This is a genomic window from Oceaniovalibus sp. ACAM 378 (assembly GCF_008085915.1).
In the GTDB taxonomy this organism is placed as follows: Bacteria; Pseudomonadota; Alphaproteobacteria; order Rhodobacterales; family Rhodobacteraceae; genus Oceaniglobus.
Map to the genome: position 1 here is coordinate 61,137 of NZ_VSJK01000011.1, position 24,991 is coordinate 86,127.

At 58.3% G+C, this 24,991-nt stretch carries 24 protein-coding genes and 3 pseudogenes; 11 read left to right on the forward strand and 16 right to left on the reverse strand.

The window, feature by feature from the left end; genetic code table 11:
- Nucleotides 1–96: 96 nt before the first annotated feature.
- The 8 genes and pseudogenes from repC to FQ320_RS15700 all read right to left on the reverse strand — a co-directional run bounded on the left by repC (nucleotide 97) and on the right by FQ320_RS15700 (nucleotide 8,311).
- Entirely contained in the window at nucleotides 97–1,233 is a 1,137-nt protein-coding gene (repC, locus tag FQ320_RS15670) for a plasmid replication protein RepC (protein WP_255509537.1), read from the reverse strand.
- Nucleotides 1,234–1,384: 151 nt separating this feature from the next.
- Nucleotides 1,385–2,353, reverse strand: a complete 969-nt coding sequence (gene repB, locus FQ320_RS15675) for a plasmid partitioning protein RepB (RefSeq protein WP_255509538.1) — start codon at nucleotides 2,351–2,353, stop codon at nucleotides 1,385–1,387.
- Nucleotides 2,353–3,552 (reverse strand): plasmid partitioning protein RepA, encoded by a 1,200-nt coding sequence (gene repA, locus FQ320_RS15680; protein ID WP_148473902.1) that lies wholly within the window; start codon nucleotides 3,550–3,552, stop codon nucleotides 2,353–2,355. The genes repB and repA overlap by 1 nt, the downstream gene beginning before the upstream one ends.
- Nucleotides 3,553–4,002: 450 nt before the next feature.
- Nucleotides 4,003–4,276, reverse strand: a pseudogene (locus FQ320_RS15685) (recombinase family protein); the annotation flags it as partial.
- 187 nt (nucleotides 4,277–4,463) lie between these two features.
- Entirely contained in the window at nucleotides 4,464–4,634 is a 171-nt protein-coding gene (locus FQ320_RS15690; RefSeq protein WP_187393917.1) for a hypothetical protein, read from the reverse strand.
- A gap of 538 nt (nucleotides 4,635–5,172) precedes the next feature.
- Nucleotides 5,173–5,302 (reverse strand): annotated as a pseudogene (locus tag FQ320_RS26855) (IS630 family transposase); the annotation flags it as partial.
- Nucleotides 5,303–5,513: 211 nt separating this feature from the next.
- Nucleotides 5,514–6,923 (reverse strand): dihydrolipoyl dehydrogenase, encoded by a 1,410-nt coding sequence (locus tag FQ320_RS15695; RefSeq protein WP_148473905.1) that lies wholly within the window; start codon nucleotides 6,921–6,923, stop codon nucleotides 5,514–5,516.
- A complete protein-coding gene (locus FQ320_RS15700; RefSeq protein ID WP_148473907.1) occupies nucleotides 6,920–8,311 on the reverse strand; it encodes an NAD-dependent succinate-semialdehyde dehydrogenase in 1,392 nt (463 codons plus the stop codon). Before FQ320_RS15700 ends, FQ320_RS15695 begins: the two co-directional genes overlap by 4 nt.
- 184 nt (nucleotides 8,312–8,495) lie before the next feature.
- Here FQ320_RS15700 and FQ320_RS26780 point away from each other — a divergent pair, with 184 nt between their 5' ends.
- The 3 genes from FQ320_RS26780 (at nucleotide 8,496) to FQ320_RS15715 (ending at nucleotide 10,551) form a co-directional block, all read left to right on the forward strand.
- Nucleotides 8,496–8,972, forward strand: coding sequence for a MarR family winged helix-turn-helix transcriptional regulator (locus FQ320_RS26780; RefSeq protein ID WP_305080835.1), 477 nt, complete (start codon nucleotides 8,496–8,498; stop codon nucleotides 8,970–8,972).
- Nucleotides 8,973–9,215: 243 nt separating this feature from the next.
- Entirely contained in the window at nucleotides 9,216–10,133 is a 918-nt protein-coding gene (locus FQ320_RS15710; protein ID WP_222861616.1) for an acetamidase/formamidase family protein, read from the forward strand.
- A 121-nt stretch (nucleotides 10,134–10,254) separates the two neighbouring features.
- Nucleotides 10,255–10,551, forward strand: a complete 297-nt coding sequence (locus FQ320_RS15715; protein ID WP_148473909.1) for a PRC-barrel domain-containing protein — start codon at nucleotides 10,255–10,257, stop codon at nucleotides 10,549–10,551.
- A 183-nt stretch (nucleotides 10,552–10,734) separates the two neighbouring features.
- On the opposite strand, the gene FQ320_RS15720 is transcribed toward FQ320_RS15715, so the two are convergent.
- The 4 genes from FQ320_RS15720 to FQ320_RS15735 form a co-directional block, all read right to left on the reverse strand.
- Entirely contained in the window at nucleotides 10,735–12,921 is a 2,187-nt protein-coding gene (locus tag FQ320_RS15720) for a xanthine dehydrogenase family protein molybdopterin-binding subunit (protein WP_148473911.1), read from the reverse strand.
- The gene (locus FQ320_RS15725) at nucleotides 12,918–13,901 is read right to left on the reverse strand and encodes a xanthine dehydrogenase family protein subunit M (RefSeq protein WP_148473913.1); all 984 of its coding nucleotides are present in this window, start codon (nucleotides 13,899–13,901) and stop codon (nucleotides 12,918–12,920) included. Before FQ320_RS15725 ends, FQ320_RS15720 begins: the two co-directional genes overlap by 4 nt.
- Entirely contained in the window at nucleotides 13,898–14,407 is a 510-nt protein-coding gene (locus FQ320_RS15730; protein WP_148473914.1) for a 2Fe-2S iron-sulfur cluster-binding protein, read from the reverse strand. Before FQ320_RS15730 ends, FQ320_RS15725 begins: the two co-directional genes overlap by 4 nt.
- Nucleotides 14,408–14,536: 129 nt before the next feature.
- Nucleotides 14,537–14,800: a DUF2934 domain-containing protein gene (locus FQ320_RS15735; protein ID WP_148473916.1), complete on the reverse strand. Its 264-nt coding sequence runs from the start codon at nucleotides 14,798–14,800 to the stop codon at nucleotides 14,537–14,539.
- A 292-nt stretch (nucleotides 14,801–15,092) separates the two neighbouring features.
- On the opposite strand from FQ320_RS15735, the pseudogene FQ320_RS26465 reads away from it, so the two are divergent.
- Nucleotides 15,093–15,248: pseudogene (locus tag FQ320_RS26465) on the forward strand (IS6 family transposase); the annotation flags it as partial.
- Between the two features lie 171 nt (nucleotides 15,249–15,419).
- Here FQ320_RS26465 and FQ320_RS15745 read toward each other — a convergent pair.
- The 4 genes from FQ320_RS15745 to FQ320_RS15760 are packed head-to-tail and all read right to left on the reverse strand — an operon-like array spanning nucleotide 15,420 to nucleotide 19,198.
- Nucleotides 15,420–16,208: a heme ABC transporter ATP-binding protein gene (locus FQ320_RS15745; protein ID WP_148473918.1), complete on the reverse strand. Its 789-nt coding sequence runs from the start codon at nucleotides 16,206–16,208 to the stop codon at nucleotides 15,420–15,422.
- Nucleotides 16,208–17,272, reverse strand: coding sequence for an iron ABC transporter permease (locus FQ320_RS15750; protein ID WP_148473919.1), 1,065 nt, complete (start codon nucleotides 17,270–17,272; stop codon nucleotides 16,208–16,210). The genes FQ320_RS15745 and FQ320_RS15750 overlap by 1 nt, the downstream gene beginning before the upstream one ends.
- Before the next feature lie 4 nt (nucleotides 17,273–17,276).
- Entirely contained in the window at nucleotides 17,277–18,146 is an 870-nt protein-coding gene (locus tag FQ320_RS15755; protein ID WP_148473921.1) for a hemin ABC transporter substrate-binding protein, read from the reverse strand.
- Nucleotides 18,143–19,198 (reverse strand): hemin-degrading factor, encoded by a 1,056-nt coding sequence (locus tag FQ320_RS15760; RefSeq protein ID WP_148473923.1) that lies wholly within the window; start codon nucleotides 19,196–19,198, stop codon nucleotides 18,143–18,145. Before FQ320_RS15760 ends, FQ320_RS15755 begins: the two co-directional genes overlap by 4 nt.
- Before the next feature lie 225 nt (nucleotides 19,199–19,423).
- Here FQ320_RS15760 and FQ320_RS15765 point away from each other — a divergent pair, with 225 nt between their 5' ends.
- From FQ320_RS15765 to FQ320_RS15795, 7 genes are all read left to right on the forward strand, one after another.
- On the forward strand, nucleotides 19,424–21,463 hold the full coding sequence (locus FQ320_RS15765) for a TonB-dependent receptor domain-containing protein (protein ID WP_148473925.1): 2,040 nt from the start codon (nucleotides 19,424–19,426) through the stop codon (nucleotides 21,461–21,463).
- An 8-nt stretch (nucleotides 21,464–21,471) separates the two neighbouring features.
- Nucleotides 21,472–21,888, forward strand: coding sequence for a hypothetical protein (locus tag FQ320_RS15770; protein WP_148473927.1), 417 nt, complete (start codon nucleotides 21,472–21,474; stop codon nucleotides 21,886–21,888).
- Entirely contained in the window at nucleotides 21,885–22,574 is a 690-nt protein-coding gene (locus FQ320_RS15775; protein ID WP_148473928.1) for a MotA/TolQ/ExbB proton channel family protein, read from the forward strand. The genes FQ320_RS15770 and FQ320_RS15775 overlap by 4 nt, the downstream gene beginning before the upstream one ends.
- Nucleotides 22,575–22,602: 28 nt before the next feature.
- Nucleotides 22,603–22,947: a biopolymer transporter ExbD gene (locus tag FQ320_RS15780; protein WP_255509539.1), complete on the forward strand. Its 345-nt coding sequence runs from the start codon at nucleotides 22,603–22,605 to the stop codon at nucleotides 22,945–22,947.
- Nucleotides 22,944–23,330: a biopolymer transporter ExbD gene (locus tag FQ320_RS15785; RefSeq protein ID WP_148473930.1), complete on the forward strand. Its 387-nt coding sequence runs from the start codon at nucleotides 22,944–22,946 to the stop codon at nucleotides 23,328–23,330. The genes FQ320_RS15780 and FQ320_RS15785 overlap by 4 nt, the downstream gene beginning before the upstream one ends.
- A 449-nt stretch (nucleotides 23,331–23,779) precedes the next feature.
- Nucleotides 23,780–24,229: a cell envelope integrity protein TolA gene (locus tag FQ320_RS26860; RefSeq protein WP_370513078.1), complete on the forward strand. Its 450-nt coding sequence runs from the start codon at nucleotides 23,780–23,782 to the stop codon at nucleotides 24,227–24,229.
- A gap of 339 nt (nucleotides 24,230–24,568) precedes the next feature.
- Nucleotides 24,569–24,733: a hemin uptake protein HemP gene (locus tag FQ320_RS15795; RefSeq protein WP_148473934.1), complete on the forward strand. Its 165-nt coding sequence runs from the start codon at nucleotides 24,569–24,571 to the stop codon at nucleotides 24,731–24,733.
- Nucleotides 24,734–24,991 lie beyond the last annotated feature (258 nt).

The window sequence follows — 24,991 nt, forward strand, 5'->3', positions numbered from 1 at the left end:
GGTGTTAAACGCCACTCTCCGGTTCTCACTCACCGTCAAACCGTTCGAAATCACTCTCTTCCTCAAGCGATTGTTAGATGTCCACCGCGGTGGACGTCATGCCGGGACTCCTTCTGAGCGTGCCAGCTTTTCGAGTAAAAGAGATGGGTTGAACTGATGTACGCGTTTGCCGAGCGTAATGCTGTGAAAATACGCTCCAAAGTTCCGAATGCGGTTGCCGAGTTGGAGCATAATGAAGATCGCGCAAGAAGCTTTTTGACCACCGATGGCTGTCTTGGCTTTTTCGAATGTCGTGGGGTGTATGCCCATCATTGGTGCCAATGTCCCTGCATGATGTTCTACGTCTTCCCATGTCCTGAGACTGTTGGTTGCGAGTGCAGTTGCCTGGTCGCAAATGGCGGTCATGGTCTGAACTTCTGGTTTTGGCTCTCGTTCTAGATCTTTATCTTCTTTTTCTGACTTAGATAGATGCCGGTCAATATGCCCGTCGTTGGCGGACATATTGGTTGCGTCAGGCGCGTCCACCGTGGTGGACATGAGATCATATTCGGCCTCTGTCGTAGTGAGCAAGGCGCGATACTCGACTAAGGAGAGTTTTCTTCTAAGAGTTTTCCTGACCTCGGATGGAAAGGAGCTTTCAGGGCGAAACTCTTCTAGTTGGGCAAGTTTTGTCAGGATTTGTTTGCGAATAAAGATACAATCACGGCGTCGGTTCTCTACCTCTTGGGCCATTGCCATAAGCTCGTTCGCACGTTCGAACAAAGGTGAGAGAGACAGGCCATAGCTGATGCATCGGCCGTCTGAGGACCGAACACGATAGCGTTTGCGGTTTGGGCTGTCATGCCGTGTCATGAAGCCGAGATCGAGAAAGCGATCAATGTGTCTGCGAAGTGATCGCTCATCAATACCTCCGACACGACGGCAGATCTCAAAGTTTGAGGCAAACACTGTCTCACCATGGCCTGGCTTTAAAAAGCTGAGCATAGCTTGAAGTGTTTGCATGTGGTGTGGCCGAAGCCCAAACTGGGTGTGGGAGTCTCGGAGAGCGCGGAATATCACCCAGACGTCAGTTTCAGTCGTGGACGTTGCTTTACCAATGGCTTGGTAAGCCTCGCTGCGTTTGATGGACAGTTTTGTGAATGTCATGTTTTTATGAACGAGGGCGGTTTTGCCCACAACTTCCCCATCTCTTCCCGCAATTTGCGCGTGAAAAGGCAATAAAAAGACGTCCACCGAATCGGTGACTCTTGACTGCATTGTTGGAGATTGCTACATCATAGGTGCAAAACTGATGATGAGGGCTCTCCAGGGGAAACTTTGGGGGGCTCTTTTTTTATTGGCCTTCGTCTCTCTCCTCTGCTCGTGTTTCTCGTTGTAGCCGGGGTTAGGACCCCGGGCCTCTCTCATTCCGCCATTGGTTGAAGATCTGGCGAAGCATTGCTTCGGCGTTCTCTTCGACCCATTGACCGAATTCTGGGTTGTCCTTCCGCGTAATCTTGATGGCGACGGATCGACCATCGATGGCAAGCGTGGCAAGCGGAGTGCCGCTTTCATCTCTGACCACACTGGACTGACCCGGGATTTTTCGCTTAGCGACGCCACGCGCCATGCTGGAGGCCGCATCGAAGACGGCCTGAAACTTTTCAGGGCTTGTCGTATCGTTTTTCACCAAGGAGAGCGTCTCCCTTGCAATGTCCACCAAGGAAGCTTTCTTGGACAGCGCGGCCAGATCCCCCCATTGGCGCCGCCCGATGCCATGTGCCGGCCCAATGAGACGAAAGAGTTCGTCTGGCATTTGCTCAATCACCACGCGATGATTTGAGACACCTTGCCGTGTAAGTCCCAAAGCGTCCTGAATAACACCTGGCTTGTATCCCGCTTCCTGCATCTCTTTGATAAAGAGCGCCTTTTCGATGAAAGAGGGGTCGAGGCGGAGGTTGTTCTCTTGGCCTTGCGCGATCAGGGACGCGTCGTCGTCCAACGTTCGTACAATCGCTTTGACTGTCCCGCCAACCTTTCGGATGGCAGCGAGTCGGCGGCGACCATAAACGACACGATACCGGTCTGGCTGGTCCGAAGGCCGGACCATGATCGGCACCTGCTGACCATGCTTTCGAATACTTTCAGCAAGCTCATTTATACTGTCGTCTTCAAGCCCGAGACGGTCTCGCAGGCCCTCGATGTCAATCCGGTCAGGATCAATGTCGCGGATCGAATTGGCTGTGATCTCGCGCAAAGAGTCACGCAACCCGCCGACGGATCCGGGAAGTCTGGAAGATTTTACCGGGGCAGGGATGGAAGCCGTGACTTCGGGTTCCTCTTTCGGAGGCTGATTGAAGATATTGCGTGCCATCAGCGACGCCCCCATGCCATCTGAATCGTCTGCTCCAGCTCATCTGCGACGCTGTTTATACTCGTCAGCGCACGATCGAGCGTCTTTCGGATAAGCTGGTTCGGATCAACCTCGTAGATGGTCTGTTGTGTCATGCCGGCGTCAGAGATCGCGGTGGATTTCAGCATCGGTTCCGTCATGACTTGCCCCGCCAGAATCGACCGAAGGTATCCGGCCATCTGTGTCTGGGGGCCGTCGGACGGCTCATATCGTGTGACGAGGAACTTGACGAAGTCCCATGTCACGCGTCTCCCAATGGCTTCTTCGACAGCTTTTATTGTCTCGGACGCCAGTTTGAGGAATTGGCTCATCGAAGCAATGTCGAGCATGCCTGGGACGACAGTGACAAGCAGACCGGTCGATGCAGACAGGGCCGTCAATGTCAAAAAGCCCAATTGAGGTGGGCAATCGATCAGAACGATGTCGTAGTCGGCATCAACTTCTTCCAAGGCCAGAGCCAGGCGCTCAGCGAAAATCGGTTGGGCTCTGCGGGCAAGTGCATTCGCGGTCTCGGTTTCGTACTCGGAAAGCATCAACCCGGCCGGAACCATGTCGAGCTTGTGAAAATAGGTTTTCTGAATGACCTCAGAGAGCGGAACCTGATCTTCATACCGCAAGGCGTCGTAAATGGTGCCGCCGTCGGCGAACTCCAATTCAGGACGGATGCCAAAGAAAGTAGTCAGGCTGGCCTGCGGGTCGAGATCAAGTACGAGCACGCGATAGCCACGCAAAGCATAACGCTGCGCCAGGTGAATCGTCGCCGTCGTCTTGGAAGATCCACCCTTGAAGTTGACCACCGAAATCACCTGGAGGCGATCACCCTCGCGACGCCCGGGACGATAGGCGTCCGCGTTCTTGCCGGTGCGACCGAGGATGTCGCGCAGAGTATCTACTTCCTCGGCGCTGTAAAACCTATGGCCACGATTGTCGGTGTGAACGTCCGGGAAGCTCCCGTCTTTATGGCGATTGCGCAGGTTCGATGTGCTGACGCGGAGCACACTTGCGACCTCAGTCGAACTGAAGCGTCGTAAAGCTTTGCGCGCCTCGGGCTCAAACGCGATTTTCATCTGCCGATCGAGCGACTCGGCCAAATTGTCCGCGAAGGCTCCAATATCAGCTGAGCCAATACCTTGCGCAAATCCAGCGTTTCGATCATCCATGTTCTGCCGCCTCTCGTGGCCTTTTCGAAGGCTCTTTATCATTCTGACGATCGAAAGCACGCCTGACGCATTCCGTCGTCAGAATGGAAATGCCATGAACGCGGGCATCCGGCAAGAAGAATCTAAATGTAGTTCAGAAGTTATCCACAGGGCCAATTGTCTGCGCCCGTTCCGCGAAGATATAAGACCTTGAAACCATTATATAAACGGATTTCTGGGCACGCTGCAACCGGTACGAGGAATTTGACCCGGTGACAGCGTAACCTCCCTTCGTTGTTGAGGAATCTGAGATTTTATGGCTCAGGCGATGATGATTCTGGAAACGTGACGTGGTCTGTGGCTCTACGCACATCGATAATCAATCGACTACAGCAACCCCAGCTTTCTGGCAGGCTCCAGCAGCATCTTTACAGGCCACGCCGGGCGCATTCGACGGACATGTGGCACTCAATCCAGAGCTGTTTTGTTCAGTCGCTCCCATATAACCGTCCTGACGCGCCAGACGGACCTTGCGCAATGCTGCAGGATCCTTGGCTCGCTGACCAGAGCTTCAACCGACGCGGCCCTAGGTGCGCGCGCTGGCGAGCTCCTCTTTGGCACGATAACGGATTTGCGCGCGTTCGAACTTGGCCGCCGAACCCAGAACCTGGAGCGTGAACTTGCCCTGCAGGGGCGCAATATCGGCCGGGTCCAGCAGCAAGCGGAAGAAGGCGCCGCCTATTTCAGGACCTGCGATTGGGGCACGGGGGTCTGATCCTCTGTCGATACGCGGCAAAGCCGATCAGGGGCATGAAAACTGGCTATCTGCAAATCAATCAATGGGTACTAAACGACCGCTTAGTGGTGGTGGAGACTTATAATGCCGCTGCCTTTATCAAGCTCACTAGGAATCGGTCCCGTCGCATTTGGCATCAGACGTTCATTTTGACGCTGGTATGGCCGAGCTGTTTCAGAAGGGTTCCATCATCAACTGCGGCGCTGCTGGCAATGCCCGCGCGCCGGGATTGGCCGAAGAATATCGCAAGGCGATCCCGGTTCCCTACGAGATACTGCGGTTTCGCTGCCCTGTTTGCAGCGGCCATCTGAAGGCTTCGTTCTGGATGCGGGATGGACATCTGTGCGCCCAATGCCACAGATGCGATGGGTTGCTCAACGGCAGGGGAGGACGGTGGATCGCTTGTATGCAGACTTGGGCGGATTCTTTTCCTCCAAAGTAAGGCCTGAAAGATCATTCTTGACAGCCTCGACCACCACTCGCACCTTGAGCTTCTACCTTTGAAACTAGAGCGACAGTTCATGCGCGCAAGCATCCGCTCTCTATGTCCGATAAGGCAAGATTATAGGACATAGAAGAGATATACGATGTGGGGCGGTTAGCTATCTAATGTGTGGCTCAAAGCGCCGTGCATGAGGCCGGAACAAGAACCAGCAGCCACATTGTCTCAGGGCCCGCGTGGGCTCTTATGGGTGGATAGGTCGTCGCGACTAACGACGGTGCCAAGGTCGAGCACCGGTGCGAGCTGTGTTTCGATATAGGTGTCAAATGATGAGCCGTTGTTGCACCATTGGTTCAAGCACAATGGCGAATGCCGTTCATAGCACGAGTGATGACCAGCGCATTTTGCGTCAGTCCGGCGATGAACGTCTGTGTCTTCCATTTGCCGAAGGGTGCAGTTCCGTAAAGCCGCTCACCAGCCGACGCACGACCCCGAAGACGGGTCAGGTTCGTTTGGACGGCTGTCTCGTCCATTGCCCGGCAGGCGATTGCGGAGCAATCTGCCGAGAGGGGATGAAGCACTCCCCAAGCCAGTTTTACCAGCTTGGGATTCTGTCTGACGTTGAGAAGACCTCCCACACGCGTGTCGCCCCGAATGTTCCAGAATGCGTCACTCAGCTGGATAATGTCTTCAGCCGTGGTTCAACTGCTGTGATCGTATTTTAGTCGACCGCACCGAGTGCAATCAGGCACCCGGCGGATCATTGGATGCGCGTCCCGTCGGCAAGGCGACTGATGTCGCGGCACAGATTTCACGCAGCGCAGGCTTCAGCCCTTCCTCAAGTGTAGGATGATAAAACGGTATCTCCAAAAGAGCGCTTGCAGTTTCACCGCGCTGGATCGCTTGGACAAGAAAATGCGCCAGGTGATCGGCACCTGGGCAGAACAAATCTGCCCCGACCAGACGTCCATCAGATGCTGAGGCGTAAAGCTTGACCAGACCCTTTGCGCGCGCTTCGACCTTGGCGCGGCCCTGATCGGCATAAGAAGCGTGACCGGTGATTGTGGTGTCGTCCGGTCTTTCTCCCAATATCGCCAGCGGCGGATCAGTAAAGGTCAGCGCAAAAGCCGGTGTGCGCGTGGACGCCTCGACCGCCGGATAAGCGGCGGCGTTGCGCCCGGCAACGCTGCCCTCGTTTGACGCATCGTGCAGCACGGCTGCATCGGCGTTTGCGTCACCGGCGATAAAGACGGGTGCGTCGCCACATTGGAGAGTGTTGCGATCAAATACCGGCACACCATGATCATCAAGCTCGAGCCCCGTCACATCAAGCCCGAGACCGTGGAGCGCGGGTGGACGCCCAGTCGCGACAAGAACACGGTCGAACGTTCGCTCACCCTCGGAGCCACCCGTCCAAGACAGCCGCACGCCACCGTCCACTTTTTCTGTGACCACATCGACTCCAAGATGACACTTGAGCTCTTGCCCGATGATATCGATGAGAGCCGCCTGCACATCGGAATCCTGCGCGCCGCCAAGGGTTTTGGAATGGTCAAAGAGAACCGTATCAACGTCAAGTCGCGACATGGCCTGCGCCAGCTCAAGCCCGATCGCACCACCGCCGATTACTGCCAGCGACTCGGGAAGATCCTGCAATTCGAACACACTCTCATTGGTAAGGGCCAGATCGCCGAGGCTTTTGAACGGTTCCGGCATGCTCGCAATCGAGCCGGTTGCGATCACAATCGCCCTGGCGCTGACGGTGTCGCCATTATCAAGGGTAAGTTCCGTCTGCCCCGTAAAGCGCGCACGAGCCTTGATGCATACGCCGTTCGGCAGATCGTCGAAGGTTTGACGAGTCCCTTTCACGAACTTGTCACGTTCCTGTTGGACGCGGGCCATAACGGCGCGTCCGTCCACCGTGACCTCCCGCGTCGTGATCCCGAACACAGCTGTGCCACGAGCGTTGTGTGCAGCACCCGCCGCAGCAATAAGAAGTTTGGATGGCATACACCCCGTGGTCGCGCACAGTGTGCCGCGAAAGGCTTCATCGATTAAAAGGGTCCGCGCGCCTTCTGCGCGCGCGCGACGCTCGGCGGCGAGGCCGGCGGTGCCGGCCCCGATTATCGCGACATCCGTGTCATGATGGGTCAAGACTTCGCACCATTATCCATCATGTAGATGGACTTGGCGTTGACGAATTCTTTCATCCCGAAGCCGCCATGTTCGCGCCCGTAACCGGAATTCTTCACACCACCGAAGGGCATGTTCGGGATCGCGATGTTGTACCCGTTAAGCGAGATCATCCCGGTGTCGAATTGCTCTGCCGCCAGCTTGCGCGCGCGGTTCTCATCCTTGGAAAAGATGCCGCCGCCCAGTCCATAGCGGCTGTCATTGGCAATGCGCATGGCATCCTCGTCATCCTCGGCCTTGATGATCGAAGCGACAGGTCCGAACAACTCATCATCATAGGCGGGCTGACCGGGTTTCACGTCGACCAGCACGGTGGCGGGATAATAGGCCCCTTTGCGGTCGGGCACCTTGCCCCCAACGATCGCGCGCGCGCCCTTCTCGACGCTTTCATCCACTTGCACGGCTAGCTTATCACGCAGGTCGTCGCGCGCCATGGGCCCGAGACCGGTCTTCGCATCCGTCGGGTCACCCATCTCGATGGTCTTCATCTTGGCGGCGTAGCCCTCAACAAAGGCATCATAGTTCTTTGCCGTGACGATAAACCGTTTTCCGTTCACGCAAGTCTGGCCGTTGTTGTAAATCCGCGCCGTGACGCAGGCTTCGACGGCAATATCGAGATCGGCATCGTCCAATACGATGTAGGCATCATTCGACCCCAGTTCGAGCACGGTCTTCTTGAGTTGCTCGGCGGCCTTCTGCGCCACCGTCCGACCGGCCTTGTCACTGCCCGTCAGGGTCACGCCGCGCACCAGATCATTCTCGATGATCAGATCGGATTGGTCGTGGTCGACCAGCAGGACGGTAAAGAGATTCTTGGGCAGGCCCGCACGCTCCATCAAATCACGCAGGAACAGCCCCGACCCGGTGCAATTCTCGGCATGTTTAAGAAGGACACCGTTACCGGTCATCAGGTTGGCAATGGCGTAGCGCACAACCTGATAGCAGGGGAAGTTCCACGGCTGAATGCCATAGATGACGCCCAACGGCGCAAAGTGAACGACGCCCGTGCCACCGGGGATTTCGCGTTCTTCATCGGCCAGCGCCTCGGGGCCGTTATCGGCGGTAAACTGACAGATTTGTGCGCATAGGTCGATTTCCTGGCGGCTGTCGCCGATCAGCTTGCCGACCTCACGGGTCATGAGCTGGGCAAAATCTTCCTTGCTGTTCGTAAGTTCCTCACCGATTGCCCGAATGATCTTGGCCCGGTCATTCGCTGACTGCTGCCGCCAATCAAGAAATGCCTCGTGGCAGCTGCGCACGGCGTCCCGCGCCTCGTTGTTGGTCATGAGGGTGTAGGTTTCCAGCGTTTCTTCCGTCGCTGGATTGATGGTGGTGATCTGGGCAGTCATGAATGTCTCCACATTGTCTTCATCAGTGTTCTGTGGAAACAACTTATCGCAAGCACTCAGGTTCCTTATATAAAAGTATATTGTGTGCAATGGTTGTCTCGTGCCAATCGTCTGCTACTCACGGATTTTCCAGTTTCAGTGGAAATGATTTGGAATTGAGCGCACGACACAAGAGGTGACCAAGGTGACAACGAACGCGGATGCGACGAACGACCTTGCGCTGGAGATGCAGCTTTGTTTTCCACTCTACGCGGCGTCAAACCTTATTGCCCGGCTTTACCGACCAGTGCTTAAACCGCTCGGGCTGACCTATCCGCAATATCTCGTGATGCTGGTACTTTGGGAAAGTTCACCTCAGAGCATCGGTGGGCTCGGCGAGAAACTTCACCTCGACAGCGGGACGCTGACGCCCCTCATCAAGCGGCTTGTGGCGGGCGACCTTGTCAGCCGCAATCGCGATCCGTCCGATGATCGGCGCGTTCTGGTCTCGCTGACGGAAAAGGGGCGTGCGCTCCGGACAGAAGCGGCACGCGTGCCACAATCCCTTGTGGATGGCTTGGCGATCACGACGGGGGAACTTGAGCATCTGCGCGGCGAGGTGCAGAACCTCGTGCGGATCCTGACGGCTTCGGATGCAAGGACAGCGGCAGACAATCGATAGCACGAGACCACCATGACACCCCTAAAGTATATTTATCAGCATCCGGCTGTCTGCGGGTGGCCGAGAAGGCCAGGTACGAGCCGATTGAACAACGCAGTCGTGCCACCCAGATTGCACAATCACCGGGATATGCTAGCAAGTCGAAGGAAGATTAACGCCTGAACGGATTTGTCTCATGGTCGCGGACCAACAGGCGAACAGGTCAGGGGCACAGCCCAGAGTGGCGACGAAGGAGGAACTCTCTTGAAAGATGCACTGCGCTTCGAGCCGCTCGCTTGGTCAAACGTTCTCACCGAGATGCCAGCCGCGCTCCGTATCGCGAGTGGTGACATTGTCATCACCGAGACATTGGATGCTGCCGGGGTGAATGCGCGTGGCGAGAAAAAGGCGGATCGTCCAAACCCGATGAACGGGCCAATTTTCGTTGAAGGCGCAGAACCCGGTGACGCTCTGCGGGTCGAGATCCTGAAAATTGATCCGGCGCGTGACACCGGCTGGACCAGTGCCGCACTCTCGGCAAATGTTCTGGACCCGGAATATGCGCGCAACCTGCCACCCCGTGACCACGTCGAGTGGATCATTGATCGCCAGGCATCCACCGTAAAGCTTGAGAAGCCGCTGCCGGGGCTGGAAAATCTGATACTGCCCTATGCGCCGATGATCGGCTGCTTCGGCGTTGCCCCTTCGGGTGGACAGGCGATCTCGACGGCTTCCAGCAGCAACAACGGCGGCAATATGGATTACCGAGGCTTCACCGTAGGATGTAGTGTGAGCTTTCCGGTCTCTGTGCCCGGCGCATTGTTTTTCCTTGGTGATTGTCATGCGGCACAGGGCGATGGCGAGATTGCCGGAACTGGTGTGGAAACCTGCTGCAATGTAGAAGTCCGACTGACAGTAGAAAAGGGTCGCACGATCAGATGGCCACGTGGCGAAACCCAGGACCGCATCTTTACCGTCGGAAATGCCCGCCCCCTCGATCAGGCGCTCCAACATGCGACGACCGAAATGGTGATGTGGCTAAAATCCGACTACGGGCTGTCAGATGCAGCCACTGCGCATCTGCTCGGGCAGGCTGTCCGCTATGAAGTGGGCAATGTCTTCAATCCAGCATATACGATGGTCTGCAGCGTAGCGAAAAAATGGCTGCCACCAAAGCTCTAATCGCCAGTGTTGCCCACCTGACGTAGGATTCTCTCAACACCGGTGCCGGAACTTCGTCCCCCCCCGATCGTTCTTCTTCCAAACGGGACAGACTGTCCCAATCGGATAGGAGGAAAGAACCATGGACACTAATGCACCTACACCGCTGCGCCCGGAAGAACTGAGCGCGGACCTGATCGAAGGTGTAAATGTCTGCGGCCCGGATGACACTGATATCGGAACCATAGCACATCTGCATGGTCAGGGATCAACGGCTCAGGTGATTATCGATGTCGGTGGGTTTCTTGGTCTGGGCGCCAAGCATATAGCCCTGCCGCTCGCCAGCGTGAACTTCCTGCGTGATTACGGCGGCAAAATCCACGCCACCACAGAAGTAACCAAGGATCAGCTGGAAGAACTGCCCGAGCACAGCCATTAAACCGCAAGCTCCATTCGCGGATCTGGCGCGGCATATAGATGTGCCGCGCCCTCGTGTAAGGTCGAGATTTTCCAAATCCTCCGCCAAGGCCCTTGCGGTTCATGAATCCGTCCCGAGCCCTGCACTCCGGATGGTAAAAGTGCATGGACCGTCTATCGAAACTTTGCACCCTCCGCCGAAAGGTCAGAGATGAGCAATTATCTTATCCAAAGTCGCGGGATAATCACGCACCCGTACGTTGGTGGCGTTGAAGATGGCGTTGGTGATTGCCGCCGCGGCGCCGCAGATGCCCAGCTCGCCAACACCCTTGGCCTGTAACGGGCTGGCCCAGTCATCCCTTTCCTCCAAAAATTCGACCTCGATCTGCGGCACGTCAGCATTCACCGCCAGATGGTATTCGGCCAGGTCATGGTTGACGATGTGCCCGTCGCGCGGATCGTGGACCAGCTCTTCGGTCAGCGCCATGCCGACGCCGAAGGTCATGCCGCCCAGAAATTGTGACCGCGCGGTCTTGGCGTTCAGGATGCGTCCGGCGGAAAACACGCCCAGCATCCTGCGAACCCGGGTTTCGCCGGTCACCGCGCTGACGGCGACCTCGGCGAAATAGGCGCCAAAGGTGGCTTGGCGAACAGCCTCAGACGTCGCGCCGGGTTCGATGTGCCCCTCAGCGGTCAGGCTGTCGCCATCCAGAATATCCGACAGGGATTGAACACGGTTGTCGAACACGGCCTGACCGTCCTTCAACGTCATGTCGGCCTCTGCACAATCCAGCCTTTGCGCAAGCTGGCTGCGCAGGTTTTCGCATGCCAGAAACACCGACGTCCCGCTGGACGCCGCGCCCCAGGATCCGCCCGAGCCGGCGGCGGACGGAAAATCAGTATCACCCAGCGACGTCGACACCTGATTTACCGGCAGCCCCAGCATTTCGGCGGCGATCTGGGTCAGGATCGCATAGGTGCCGGTGCCGATGTCGGTCATATCGGTTTCAACGACAGCGCGGCCATCGGGGTTCAGCGTGACGCGCGCCTTTGATTCCATCAGCGCGTTGACCCGGGCAGCCGAGGCCATACCGATCCCGATCAGCCATTCACCTTCTCGCCGGGTACCGGGCGCCCTGCGCTCCGACCATCCAAAGCGCTCGGCGCCGCGGTCCAATGCCTCGGCAAAGCGGCGCGACGAAAACGGTTTGCCGGTTTCGGGATCTCTGTCAGGAATGTTGCGTTTGCGCAGCTCGACCGGGTCGATGCCCGCTACATGGGCCAATTCGTCCATGGCGTTTTCCAGTACCGTCACTCCGACCGCCTCGCCCGGGGCGCGGACAGATCCGGCGCAGGTGCGGTGGACGCGGGCGATGTGATGGCCGATCTCGCGGTTGTCGCCCGCGTACAGAAAACGGGTGGCCTGTGTGACAGGTTCGGAAAATGACTCGTCTGGCAGGTTCGAGACCCAGGCATCGTGGCCGATGCCGGTCAACTGACCGCCTTCGTCAAGCGACAGGCGCACCCGCTGGCGGGTCTCAGACCGGCGCATCGTCGTCTCGAACACTTGCTGGCGCGTCAGCGCCACGGCGACCGGACGCCCCAGCTTTTGCGCGGCGATGGCTGCGGCCACCGCCTCGGGCGCGATGCCCAGCTTCGCGCCGAAACCGCCCCCGACATAGGGCGACAGAATTCGGACGTTTTCGGGCGAAACGCCCAGGCTATCTGCCAACTCGTTGCGGTTGTACTTCAGCATCTGGTAACTGCCTCTGAGGGTCAGCATGTCGCCATCCCACATCGCAATCGCGGCGTGGGGCTCCATCGCCGCGCTGCTGTGGGCAGGCGTGCGATAGGTCACGTCGACGCTGTGCGCGGCATTGGCCATGGCGGCGGCCAGGTTGCCCTGACTGTGCTGCTTACCTTTCGGGGTCTCCAGAACGGCAGTCTCAGGGTCGGTCACGGCCATGTCGTCGACATCAATGATCAGGCCCAGACGTTGCGCCCCATGGCGGGCCTGCTCGAACGTCTCGGCCACCACGAGGGCGACGGGCTGCCCGACATAGGCGGCGATGTCGGTTCCTTGCACCGGCGCGGCGTCGGCGGTACCTTGGGCCGGATTGCGCAAGAGGCGTTCGTCAGTGATCACAGCCAGCACGCCCGGCATCGCGAGCACGACTTCAGCGTCGCTCCTGATCACGGGGCCGATGCCCGAGGCGCGGGCTAGCACGCCATGGCACATTCCGGCGACCTGCCATTCATGGGCATAGGTGGCAGTGCCTGTCACCTTAAGTGGCCCCTCAGGACGATCCAGCGGTTGGCCGATCACACCTTGGGCCATATGGTCCAGCCTGTGGCGGTGGTCAGGCTTGTCCATCTTCAGGTGTGCGGTCATGGCTGTGCCCTTTCGACGGCCTCGTGCAACACGGCAATCAGCGTGCGGCGGGCGAGCGGTATCTTGAAGTCGTTGCTGCCTTGGCCCTTGGCTTTGGCCAGCAGGTGATCGGCGACACGTTCGAACAACGCGTCCGAGGGTGTCTCTCCAAGCATCATATCGTTCAGCGCCTTGGCCGACCAAGGGCGCGGGGCCAACCCGCCGAAAGCAAGCGATGCCTGAGCAATCTTGCCGTCTTGAAGGTCGAGGACACAAGCCACCGAAACAAGGGCGAAGGCATAGGATGCCCGGTCGCGCACCTTGCGATAAATCTGCGTCGCACCGGCAGGGGGTGGCAGGATCACGGCGGTGATCAGGTCGCCGGGGTTCAGCACCGTTTCGCGGTCGGGCCGGTCGCCCGGCAGAACGTACAAATCGTCAAGCGGCAGTGTGCGTGTGTCACCCCCTGCCCCGGTGATTTCAATCAGCGCCCTCAACGCCAGCATCGCGACAGCCATGTCACTGGGATGGGTCGCGATACAGTGATTGCTGGCCCCGAGGATTGCGTGGATACGGTTGAACCCGCCGATCGCTGCACAGCCGCTGCCTGGATCGCGTTTGTTGCAAGGCGTGGAGGTGTCGTAGAAATAGTAGCACCGGGTGCGTTGCAACAGGTTACCACCCGTCGTCGCCTTGTTGCGCAGCTGGCCACTGGCCCCGGCCAACAGGGCGCGGGCAAGGACCGGGTAATCGCGCCGCACCGTTCGGTCGGCGGCCAGATCGCTGTTGGTGACAAGCGCGCCGATGCGCAGGCCTTGATCGGTCTGTTCGATCCCGCCCAGATCCAGCCGGGTGATATCGACCAGCGTATCCGGCGCGACGACCTCATGCTTCATCAGATCCAACAGGTTGGTGCCCCCTGCGATTATAGTGGCACCTTGGGCTGCAGCCGCGCTGGCATCATCGGGCGAGGCGGCGCGCAAATAATCGAAGGGTCTCATGCGCTGTCCGTTCCGGCTGCGTCGCGGATCGCGTCGACAATGTTGGGATAGGCCGAACAACGGCACAGATTGCCGCTCATCCGTTCGCCGATCTCGATATCGCTCAGGTCGGGATCGGCCAAAAGATCGTCACTGACATGGCTGGGCCATCCCGCCTTGATCTCGTCCAGCATCGCGGTGGCAGAACAGATCTGGCCCGGGGTGCAATATCCGCATTGAAAGCCGTCCTGTTCGACAAAGGCCCGTTGCAACGTCGACATTGCCTCTGGCGTGCCCAATCCCTCGATCGTGGTGATTTCGTCCCCGTCATGCATACAGGCCAGCGTCAGGCAGGAATTGATGCGCCGCCCGTTGATCAACACGGTGCAGGCACCACATTGACCGTGGTCGCATCCCTTTTTAGTGCCGGTGAGCCCCAGATGAAAACGCAACGCGTCCAACAGGGTGGTCCGGGTGTCGGCCTCCAAGGTGTGAGCTTGGGCATTTATTGTAAGCTTGGTCTGCATGCGGCGATCCTCGAATTGGCAACCGGGTGATAAGATACGCCTGTCACTTTGACTGCGCGCAGTGGTTACCGGTCGCGAGCGCATAGCCGAGCGATGCGGTTCACATCGCGCGGCAAACTTTGCGAAAGGTTACGTCTGTTCCCCGGATGCGGTCTTGCCCACGCTCTTTGCCAGAGCGGGTTCGGCGGTTTGGGCAGAGGAGGGGTCCTGCTTTGATACCGGCGTTGCCAGATCACGAGCGAAGCCCCGGGCGCTTGCCTCATCGCCGAAATCATCGCCCATTTCCTGTTCCGCTTTGTACCAGAATTGATCGGCCTGACCTTCGGGGCTGCCTGCCGATTCCCACAGGGCGTATGCTCGCTGCGAAATTCGGTCTTTGTCTCCCGTCTCCATGGCGCGGTCTCCTCTTCGCTGCGCGTGTGTAAATATGTAATGATGCACCTGCCGGGCTGGTTCCCTGCCGACACGAATTGGATCGGAAGCATCCTGCAAGAAGCGCGGTTCGCCGAAGCCGACCAGTCGTGGCCTGCGGCAGGGAGATCAGTCGTGGCCTGCGGCAGGGAAACGAGCGTGGCACAGTCCAGCTGCCACGCCACGAACATGACGATAGAAGCAGGTCCGATCCCGCAACGGCTATCGATATTGGAAAGGTGTTTGCTCGCTCTGACCGAGCTTTCCTCTTCGGATGAAGATCCCGACCAGCATGTCGCGCCTGAAAGGCTTACGTCATTCGCGAAAGATCATGGCCCAAGCCTTTTGGGCGTATCATCGCTTCGCCCTCAGCACGGGCGACGTCGAAGATCGGCTGGCGCAACGGGGCGTGAATGCCAGCCGTGAGACTTCCGGCATACCGCCATGCCCGTACCGACGCGTTCAACTTTTGACGCGATTATACCGCCGAAATGGTGGCCGGATCTGGCGCTGCCCGGCAATTCACGACTGTCAGGCAAAAACCTGGCAATAACAGTCGCATGACTCCGCTACTGTGCCGAAATCCCCTGCCGATCATAACCTATGGCAAGTGCCCCAGTGCAAGGTGCGGTAGAATATAGCTCTGGCCCGCCGCCGCCGGTGTGTTGACCTTCAGGGTGCATCCATATGCTTTTGAAAGCACATCATCCTGCATGACCACGCCAGGAGTGCCGGACAGCAACAGATTTCCGGCCTTAATGATGGCCATCTGATCGGCGAACATGGCCGACAGGTTCAGGTCGTGCATCACAGCAACCACACCGCCGCCACGCGATGCGAAATCCTTCATCAGCTGCATCACCAAAAGCTGGTGCCCGATATCAAGGCTTGCGACCGGTTCGTCCAGCAGCAGCCAGCGGGGGGTGCGGTCGACGATGGGGTGCCAGACCTGACACAGAACCCGGGCCAGTTGGGCGCGCTGCTGTTCCCCACCCGAGAGTTCCTGATAGAACCGGTTGCCATAACCCCCCAGCCCGACAGCGCTGAGCGCACGTGCGGGAATATCTGCACGTTCGTCCGAGATCCCGCGCAGCAGGCCCATGCGGACGACTTCGATCACGGTGAACGGGAACGCCAGCATGGTTGCCTGTGGGAGAACGCCGCGCTGGGTGGCCAATTCCCAAGGGTGCATGGTCACGGTGTCCTGACCGTTCAAACGGACGACGCCGGTGAAATCCACCTCGTCGGTGATTGCCTTGAGCAAGGTTGATTTGCCTGACCCGTTGGGGCCAACGATGGCGGTGATTTGTCCGGCTTTTGCGGTAAAGTCGATCCCGTGCAGGATTTCGACCTTGCCGATACGGGCGCGGATGTTTGTCGCTTCCAGCATCACAGGTCGACCAATCCACGGCGGCGCAGCAGGATCCAAAGGAACACCGGCGCGCCCAGAATGGCGGTGACGATGCCAATCGGCAACTCGGCGGGTGCGATGACGACGCGGCTGATGACATCGGCGATCAGCAGCAGACATGCGCCAAGCAATGCGGCGTTGATCAACAGCGGTTGATGATCCGGCCCCGTGGCCAACCGCAACAGATGTGGCACCACGATCCCGATAAAACCGATGCCACCAGACACAGCGACAGCCGCGCCAGTGGCTGCGGCGACGGTCAGGATGGCGGCGTTCTTTACCCGTTGCACAGGGATGCCCATGTGGGCGGCGGTGGCCTCGCCAAATGCCAGACCGTTCAAGCCGTTGCCCAAGGACGCCGCAACCACGATCGCAGTCACGATGACGGGGCAGGCAACCAATACTTTGGTCCATGTGGCCCCGGCCAGCGATCCCAGCCCCCAGAATGTCAGATCCCGCAACTGGGCGTCGTCGGCCATGTAAACAAGGATGCCGGACAGCGCGCCGGCCAATGCGCCGAGGGCGATGCCAGCCAGCAACATAGTGGCGACAGACGTGCGCCCCCTGCGGGTGGACACGCGGTAAAGCAGCATCGTCGACCCCCAACCGCCAAGGAAAGCGGCCAGTGGCACCAGCCAATACCCGACCAAGGCCATGACGCCCACGGGCAGCAGGCCACCCAGAACAATCGCCATGATCGCCCCCAGCCCCGCGCCGGCGCTGACGCCTACAAGGCCGGGATCGGCCAGCGGGTTGCGAAACAACCCCTGCATCACCGCGCCCGATACGGCCAGCGAGGCACCGACGCAGACGCCAAGGATCAACCGTGGCATCCGGATGTCCCACAGCACGACCTGTTCCATCTGGGTTAAAGGGTGTCCCGCGGCCAGCTTGTGCAGGGCACTCCATAGCGAGGTGCCCGAAGCGCCGATGGCGAGGCTGGTGATCCCGACGATCAGCAGCAACCCCGCCAGCCAGAAATGTGCCTGACGCGCGGTTCTGCGGCGGTCGCGGGGCGGGGCGATGTCTGCGATCATTGTCATGCGCTCAGCCGCCGTAGAGCGCGTGGTTCAGGTCAGTCGCCGCATCGGCAGTACGCGGCCCGAACCCCAGCAGGTACAAGCCGTCCATGCGGATCACCGCACGGCTTTTCGCAGCGGGCGTTGTCGCGATGGCGGGCATTTGCAGCAGAGCGTCGGCCGTGCTGTCATGATCAACCCTGCGCTCCATTATCAGGATCGCGTCGGGAGCTGCGGCAATTACCGCTTCGTCGGTCATTGGCTTGTAGCCGTCAAAACCTGTCACCGCATTCAGCGCGCCCGCCAGTTCGATCATTCCCGCAGCGGCCGTGCCGTTGCCCGATGCCATGATGCGGCCACCTTGGGTGCTGAGGACAAACAGCACACGTTTTTTGTCCCCCTCTGCGCGTTCACCAGACGCGCGTGTGACCTCTGCCAGACGTTTGCGCAGATCGTCGGCCAGGATTTGCGCTTTTTCCTCTTCGTCAATGGCTTTACCGACCGCAATGATCTTGGCGCTGATGCCTTCTGCGGAATAGCTATCCGGGACGATAATGAAAGGAATGCTGGCCCCTTCCAGCACGTTGATGGTCTCGATCGGCCCGGCACCATTTTCTGCGATGATCATAGCGGGGTCGGTGGCCAGCACGCCTTCGGGCGAGAGCGCACGCATATAGCCGACGTCGGGCAAATCCGCCGCCTCGGGTGGATAGCTGGACGTGGTGTCGCGGGCGACAAGACGGTTTTCAGCACCAAGCGCAAAAATAATCTCGGTAATTGACCCGCCGATGGAAACAATGCCACCGGGCTTTTCCTGTGCCGTCGCGGGCAACCCTGCCGCCACAAGGGCGGCGAGCGTCGCGATGCAAAACCCGGAGGCGAAACGACGCCGGATCATGCCGGCACCTTTGCGTCAAGGCCTTCGAGATTCGCCACCAGTTTGCCCCATGCCGGGCGGCAATCGCGACCTTCCTTGCCCACGCCGAACACCTGAAAGATCAACCCACCATCGGCGTTGAAGGCTTCGACAGACACCGCCGGGCCACGCTGGGTTGGCTTGTCGACGGCCCAGACTTCAGCGATGTGATCAAGACGCAGGTGCAGGTTGAACCGTGGATCAAGCACGTTCTGCCATGGCCCCATAGATTTCAGTGTCTCGATCGGGCCGGAATGAATCTGGATACAGCCGCGATTACCGGTAAACACCATGATCTCCAACGCGTTGGCGGCCACCTGTTGCAGCATCGCATCGACTGATGCGGGGGCCAGAGCCCGTGCAAAAGGTTCGCCCGCAATGCGGTAAGCCCCAAGGCGGTTCATCTTGAGCTTGGAGGTGAGGCGCATGAACTGATGGGTGTCCGTCATGCGCGCCCACTCTTTGTGCAGGATATCCAGTTTGCCGAGGTCCGCCTTTGGCGTCTCGTCAGGCTCTCGTGCGCCGACGATGATCGACTGGGACTGATCTTCGAGACACAGCTCTGCCTTTGCCCGGTCAAACGCGGCCACGTCAGAGCCATCACGCAGGAAAATCTTGTGGACGGCATCCCCGGCGGCATCAAACACCTGCAGGCTGCGCCGCGTGCCGGCGTCGGTTTCCTTTTCGACCATATAGGCGTACTGCCAGCGGCTTGGAAAAATGCGCAGGTCGATGTCTTCGGTCAGGACCATCGACGCATGCGCGCCGGATCTGTAGTTGTCATAGACGCCGACCTTTTCGTTCACACAGGAGGGGTTGCGCGTCAGGGCCATCACCTCGCCCAATGTCTGGGCCGCCCCGATGATCTTGTCGGGGTGTGAATCCACGCGAACGACGCCTTCGCCGCAATAGGCAGCGATCAACTGTGCTTCGCTGATGTTCAGTTTGTCGGCCAGATCGCGCTCTCTCATGCTGGCATGTTGCGCACGGAACGCGCGAATTTCATTTGGGGTCGGGGAATCGGTATCGGTCATGCAGCACCTCTTGCCTTGTCATTGATGTGTGATTTTGGCTGGCGAGGTGCACGGCGACACCGGCTGGCAAAGGTTCAGTCAAACACTCAACCTTTATAGTTGACACTTTTAGTCGGTCTTTTTAAAAGTCGCAAGAACGTCAAACACATTGGCGCAAAAAACACCCATCGCCTTCGCCAGCCAATCGCAAGCAACCGGCCTTCTGACATGCTTGCGAGGATTCTCATGAATACCACACCTGCCGGAACACGCGCCCTTTTGTTCGGCACCACCAGCTTGATCATATTTACGTTCAATGTCGGCGCTCTTGCGGCTCAGGAGACAGAGGGCGGCTTTCTCGGAACATTGGTTCTTGGTGAGAGCAAGCGCCAAGTGCAGACAGATACCGCCGTTCCGGTTACGTATGTCGATCAGGACGAAATCGACGACCGTCAGGCCGGCACAGTGGCAGAACTGATTGACTCCGTTCCCGGCGTCAGTCTGGTCAACGGCTCCACCCCCCAAGGTTCAGGGATCAACATCCGTGGGTTCGGGGCCAACAGTACCTTTGGCACAGATAGCAAAGTGGCAGTGCAGGTGGACGGAGCCAGCGTCGGCGCAGAAAAGTTGTACCGCATTGGGACACAGCTTTTTACCGATCCGTTCCTTTATAAATCCGTCAGTGTGATCCGCGGCACCGTTGGAAGTTTTGAATACGGCTCGGGTATTGTCGGCGGTGTGGTAAAGCTTGAGACCAAAGATGCGTCCGATCTGACAGGGGGTGAAATCGGTTTTGCTCTTGGCCAGACATTGGAATTCAGCAGCAATGGCAACGGGGTTGCATCCTCCAGTGTGCTGGGGTGGCAGCCGACGCAGGACATGGAAATTCTGTTGAATTACACGTGGCGCGATCAGGACAACCAGAAAGACGGTAGCGGCGGTACGATTGGCAACAGCGCCTTTACCCTGCCATCCGGTTTGATCAAAGCAAAATATACCTTTGGTCAAAACCGCGACCAATCATTGACGCTCAGCTTTGCCAAAACCACAGCCAGTGACCGCGATGTGCCCTTCGACAGCTTTACCACCACTTCGGATTCATTCGGCACGGTGGACCGCGACACGGATTCGACTACTGCGGTGTTAAAGTACAATTTCAATCCGATCAGCAATGACTTGATCGATCTCGATGTGATCCTGTCCCATGCTGATCAGCAGATTGACCAACGTTACGTGCCAGGCAGTTCGCCGTTCGAAGGTACGCCTGCCGGGGCCGGTATCATAGGCCTGGTTGGTGCCGATCACCGCTATCAGACAACAAAGCTGGCGTTCAAGAATACCAGCCTTTTCGACACCGGTGCGGTCCGTCACGATCTGCGCACAGGGCTTGAGTTCATTCGCCGCGAACGGCTCGATGCGAGTACTGCGGCAGGGGGTGTCGACAGGCGTGTGGCTATTTTTGCAGTGGATGATATGCGCATTGGCGATGCGTGGACTGTCACGCCGGCATTGCGTTACGAAACCTCAAAGATCACCGGCTCTACGGCCCCTAACGATGGCATTCATAAAAATGACGCTCTGATGGGCGGAGTGTCCGTCCGCTATGCCTTTGGCAGTGGTTTGGCTTTGTTTGGCAATGCAGCCTACACCGAAGGCCTGCCGATCATCGACGATCTGTCAACCGCGTCCGCCATCAACCAGTCGGAAAAGTCGCGCACCTTCGAGATTGGCGCGTCGTATGACCGGACGGATCTGTTCCAAAGCGGTGATACCTTCGCGATCAAAGGCGTAATTTATCAAACCACCCTGAACGATGTGACCAGCTATCTCGTGCCCGGCGTGCGCCCCCCTGCCCCGACGTTGGACAAGATCGAAACCGAAGGTCTTGAGCTGGAACTTTCTTACGCAATGGAAATCGGGCTTTACATGGACCTCAACGCCAATCTGGTGAAGGGAACAGAATTCGGCCCCGGTATGCCCGCGACCGACTGGCGTAGTTCCCCTGCCGACAGCGTGAGGGTCACGTTGGGCAAAAAGTTCGGTGACGAACTGGATCTCAGCTGGGAAGTCGTGGCGAACAAGTCGATTGATACCGGCACAGCGGCTGCGTCGGGCTTTGGCATCCACAACCTGCGCGCCACCTATATTCCGCAAGACGGGGTTCTGAAAGATACTCAGATCCGCATTGGCGTCGAGAATGCGTTTGACCGCGATTACACCCCGCATCTTTCCACTCGTCCGGCACCGGGCCGCAATATCAAACTTTCCTTGTCCCGCGTGTTTTGAGGTTCACCATGCGCAAATCAAAACATTTCATCGCGGTCTTCTTAGTGCTCTGCTCACCGGCGCTGGCGGATGAACCGTCGCCAGGTCTTTCGATCGAGCTCAACGCACAAGCGCCCTCGGATGCAGGCTGTTTGCTGACTTTCATGGTGAGCAACAGCCACCCACAAGACATCGAAAGCGCGGTGTTCGAAACGGTGTTGTTAAACACGGCAGGCCAAGTGGATCGGTTGACGTTGTTTGACTTTGGTAGCCTGCCGGTGGGCCGACCAAGGGTGCGACAGTTTCAAGTGGACGGGCTGGCCTGTGATGATCTGGGTCAGGTTCTGATAAACGGCGCCGGCACCTGCAAGGTGGCAAGCGCGGATAGCAACCTGTGCAGCGCGCTGGACGTCAGTTCGCGCACCGGCACGGAGCTGATCGGATGAACGTGCTGCATACCCTTCAACAGACCTTTGCCAAGGTGTTTGATCTTGGCGGACCTGTGGTGGCGGTGCTGATTGCAGTCTCGATCCTGACCACGGGCGTGGTTTTCTATAAGATATGGCAGTATCAGCAAGCGGGCGTTGGACGTCACAAGGCCTTGCAAGGGTCTGTGACGGCTTGGGACCATGCCGACCGCAGCCAAGCGGCCAACCTGTTGGAAAACAGCACAAGCTATCTTGCACCGACCTTCCGTATGGCCATGGAACATCACAACACCCCCGATATCCGCGCGCGGGTCGAGGCCGAAGCCGAGGCGCAGTTTGCCCTTTTGGAGCGCGGCTTTCGATTGCTGGATTCTGTCGCGCAACTGGCGCCGCTGCTGGGCCTTTTCGGCACCGTGCTGGGCATGATCGAAGCCTTTCAGTCGCTTCAGGCCGCCGGAAGTCAGGTTGATCCGTCGTTGCTCGCGGGTGGTATCTGGGTTGCCCTTTTGACAACTGCCGTGGGCCTCGCAGTCGCTATGCCGACGTCAGTCGTCCTTTCGTGGCTGGAAGGCCGGATGGCATCTGAACGGATACTGGCAGAGCGCGGATTGGCGGCGATCCTGACACCGACAGGGCAGAGCCCCTCTGGATCTTTGCCCCTGTATGTTCAGGCCCACAGCAAGCCCGTCGCACATGGCGCTTAGACCTGAATTCCGCCGTCGGGCGCTTTCAATGACGTCTCTGATCGATGTCATTTTTTTGCTGCTGCTCTTTTTCATGCTGTCTTCGACGTTCTCGAAATTCGCCGAAGTCGAGTTGGCGGGCGTTGGCACACAAGGGACTGGCAGCACCGATCAAACGCTGTTTCTACAGGTCACGCCGGACGCGCTTCGCTTGAACGCGGCCCCAGTGGAAATTGAAGCGCTTTCTGCCAACCTGACTGAAATACGGGGACAGGATGACTCCAGGTTGCTCCTCAGCCTCTCGGGTGATGTCACGTCACAGCGCCTGACAGATGTCTTGGTGATCCTGCGCGCACAGCCAAATCTCACCCTGCGTGTTCTGGCACTAAAATGAGACGTGCCCCAAAGCGCCGCCCCAAGGAACCGACCATCGCGCTGATCAACATCGTGTTCCTGATGCTGATCTTCTTCATGGTCGCAGGTAAGCTGTCACCCTCTATGGACCGTGACATCACACTGGTCGAGACGCAGACGTTGGAAGGGCGGGAGCCGCCCGATGCCTTGGTGATCGATAAAACTGGCCAATTGCGTCACCGTGGCATCGTTTTGACATCTGCCGCGGCGTTCCTAGATCGCCCTGACAACCGGCTGCGCGATGTTGTGCGGTTGCTGCCGGATCGTGACCTTCCCGCCGCAAAATTATTGCGCATCTCTGCAGAGTTACGGGCGGCAGGCGCGGAGCGGATCATGATCGCAACCGAAAGGGCAATTCGATGATCGTCCGTTCCCCTTCGATTTTTGCGGCTATTCTGGTGGCTTCCTCCGCCGTGCATCTGGCTGCCATGACGATGATTTGGACAGAGCCGTCGGTCGAGATGGAAGGCGGCTCGCCTGTTGCGGAGTCTTCGCTTGGGTCAAGCTTTGCGGACATGGCACAAGGCGTCCAACAACCTGTAAAGCCGGTGACAGAAGTCAGCGCACCTGTGGCGCAGACTGCCCGCCGCCCGGTTGCTGTCGAAGCGGTTTCAGCCCAACCACCTGCACAATCTGCTGTGGCAACACCAAAGGCCACGGCAACAACCGGAGCATCAAGCGTCAAGACGGCGACCAAGCCTTTGGCGGTGGATGCGGTTCCACAGCAGTCCCTCCCCACCGCGCGAACGGAAGCTCAACCTGTCCGCCCGGAGACCGCCGTTTCAGCCTTACCTGAAACGCTCGCTCCGCCGATGTCTGTCAGACCGCAAAAACGCGTCGAACGCCCGGATCCTCCCAAGGTTACACCAGCGCCACATCCTGCCAAGCCCAGAGGAAATGCAGATCGGAATGCCAGGGCAGGGACGCAAAGTGGCAACGCCGCAAAGGCATCCCAACCGCGTCAGGCCAGCAAGGAAAGAACGCAAAAGGCACAAGGCAACGCTGCCGCATCAAACTATCCTGGGCAGGTCATGCGGCGCATATCACGCGTGCCGCGCCCGCGGACCTCGGCAAGAGGTGAAGCCGTGATCACATTTACGATCGCAGCCAATGGAAGCTTGGCCTCAGCCGGTGTGGCCGGGTCGTCAGGGTTTGTAGCGCTGGATCAAGCTGCTTTGGCTGTGGTGCGCATGGCACAACCGTTTCCACCCCCCCCGACTGGGGCGCGGCGGAGTTATTCGATCAAGATCAAAGGTCGGTAAACGTGCTTTCCTGTCAGCTACCGCCGTTTACAGACCGGAGATTAGATCGCAATTAGTCTGAGTAATTTAGCCGGGTTGACTTATCGCACTATTTTACTCAGGATTGCAAAACGTCAAGCCACCCCGAATCTGAAGCAGGGGAAGCCCGACATATTCAAGATGTGAGGACTTCCAGATGACTCTTCCTGCCGCGGAACAAAAATTGACCCCTGATGATCGCGCTGACAGACGCGCGATCTCCATTGAACTTCGTGAAATGCTTGGCCATGCGGCAGCCATCGACGGAATGTCGGTTGAGTGGATTTTCGATCACTTCCAACGGCACCGGGAGCGGCATTGATGAGCTTTCACACGCCGCCGCCAAAACGCGTCCAGTCCAGCAACCTTCCAATCTATTCGGCCAAGGAGTTGACCGAAGGCGGCGAGTTGGCGCAAATCTTGTTGGACGATCAGACCTACACACTGCGCATCACGCGGGCCAATAAATTGATATTGACCAAATGACCGCACAACGCGAAATGCACTCACGCCGCGCCGGTTGAATACATAAATTCGACGCGTGTCTGTCGTTGGGACCCATGGACAGATGTGAGGGTTTGAATAGGGTAGGATTTCAGGTTCATCGTTTCGATTGGGCGATCGAAAGCTGCTGCCGACAAGGTGGTTACCTTAAACGGGCCTGATGAAAACAAATCCGATCATACAGGGTTTGCGCCGCCGCGCGAACATTGCAAGCGGTTTGAACTTTGGCAAAGCCCCGAG